Annotated in this window: 1 protein-coding gene; it reads right to left on the bottom strand. The window is 42.9% G+C overall.

Annotated features, from left to right (window positions below):
• Nucleotides 1-70 precede the first annotated feature (70 nt).
• Nucleotides 71-1,588 (bottom strand): 4-alpha-glucanotransferase, encoded by a 1,518-nt coding sequence (gene malQ / locus H6S82_RS31585; RefSeq protein ID WP_190465277.1) that lies wholly within the window; start codon nt 1,586-1,588, stop codon nt 71-73.
• Nucleotides 1,589-1,833: the final 245 nt, after the last annotated feature.

Genomic DNA, 1,833 nt, shown 5'->3' with positions numbered 1-1,833 from the left:
TCTCTTATCTGCGTTTATCCGCGTTTATCTGCCTACATCTGCGGTAAAAATAACCGGCAGTAAATATTGCCTATCTACTATAAAGTTGGGTTAGCTCTAAAAGACGATCGCTCAATTCCTTTGTGAGAATTTCCGACTTGTCGTAGCGCCAGCGCCAGTTACCGGGAATGATACTGGGGTCGTTCATGCGGGCGCGATCGTCCAAATCTAAAATATCTTGAAGTGGGATAATCGCTAGGTCAGCCACCGAAGCTAAAGCCGCTCGAATCAGAAGCCAATTAACTTCTTTGATGTCTTCAGGAGTAGAATAACCGAAGTATTTAGCCAGCAGTTGCTTTTCGTGGGAACTGACTTGCTGCCACCACCCCAATGTTGTACTGTTGTCGTGAGTTCCCGTGTAGACTACGCAATTATTTACGTAGTGGTGCGGCAAGTAAGCATTGTCAGTACCTTCGCTGAAAGCAAACTGCAAGATTCGCATACCGGGAAAATCGAAGCGATCGCGCAATTCTTCCACTTCCGGCGTGATAATACCCAAATCTTCTGCCATCACCGGCAAACTTCCCAAAGTTGTGCGGAGAGTTTCAAAAAATTCTGCTCCTGGCGCTTTTATCCACTCACCATTTATGGCATTTTCTTCCCCTGCCGGCACTTGCCAATACGCTTCAAAACCTCGGAAATGATCGATGCGAACTATATCTACATATTGCAGTGTTGCTTTAAATCGACTTATCCACCAAGCATAGTTAGTTTCTCGCAGCTTATCCCAGTTATAAACTGGGTTTCCCCACAGCTGTCCGGTGGCGCTGAAGTAATCTGGAGGAACGCCAGCAATATATGCTGGTTCTAATGTTTGCGGATCGAGTTTAAAAATTTCTGGATTTCCCCAAACCTCGGCGCTATTATGGCAGACATAAATAGAAACATCGCCAACTATTTTAATATTTTTATTATTCGTATAATTGCGTAGCTTGCGCCACTGTTCAAAAAACTTAAATTGCAAGAACTTGTGGAATGCGATGCGCTCTTTTAAATGTTCGGCTTGGGCTTTGAGCGCGTCAGGTTCCCGTCTGGCGATCGCATTCTCCCAATGATTCCAACTCTTGCCGTGATTGGCTTCCATTAATGCCATAAACAGCACGTAGTCATCGAGCCAATATGACTGTTCCTGACAAAATTGTTCAAATACAGTATGGCGTTTGTTAATTAAAGATTGCTGGAACCGCTCGTAGGCTACTTTGAGCAATTTAGCTTTGTGGGGGATGACGCGATCGAAATCCACTTTATGAGCAGGCACATCTGCACTAGGCGGTAAATCTGCCAATTCGTCTGGGCTTAATAATCCTTCTTCTGCTAATAAATCCAGACTAATCAGTAGAGGATTGCCTGCGAAGGCGCTAAAGTTCATCGTATAGGGTGAATGTTCGTATCCCGTTGGCCCCAACGGTAGAACTTGCCATAACTTTTGACCGCTTCTTGCCAAAAAATCCACGAATTCGTAAGCCGATTTTCCCAAATCGCCAATCCCAAATCGACTCGGCAGACTGGTCGGGTGCAACAATATTCCACTACAGCGTTGAAAAGTCATGGCAATTTTTTATATTGTCCAAACATTAAGATTAACTCCTGTATCGAAAGATTGCAATAATACTTAAGATAGATATCTAAATTAGCGTAAATATAAAATAAATGTTACTGATTTGACAAAAGCATCCTATTTTAGGTATATTGCCGCGAAACAGACTTAGAAATCTAATTTACATCGTCGGTGAGAGACAAAGATTACGGTGAAAACTTAAAATAAATCGAAGACCGCTTGTAGTTTGAAACGAA

This window comes from Planktothrix sp. FACHB-1355 (assembly GCF_014748295.1).
GTDB lineage: Bacteria > Cyanobacteriota > Cyanobacteriia > Cyanobacteriales > Aerosakkonemataceae > Aerosakkonema > Aerosakkonema funiforme_A.
This window is presented reverse-complemented; position numbering and strand designations above follow the sequence as displayed.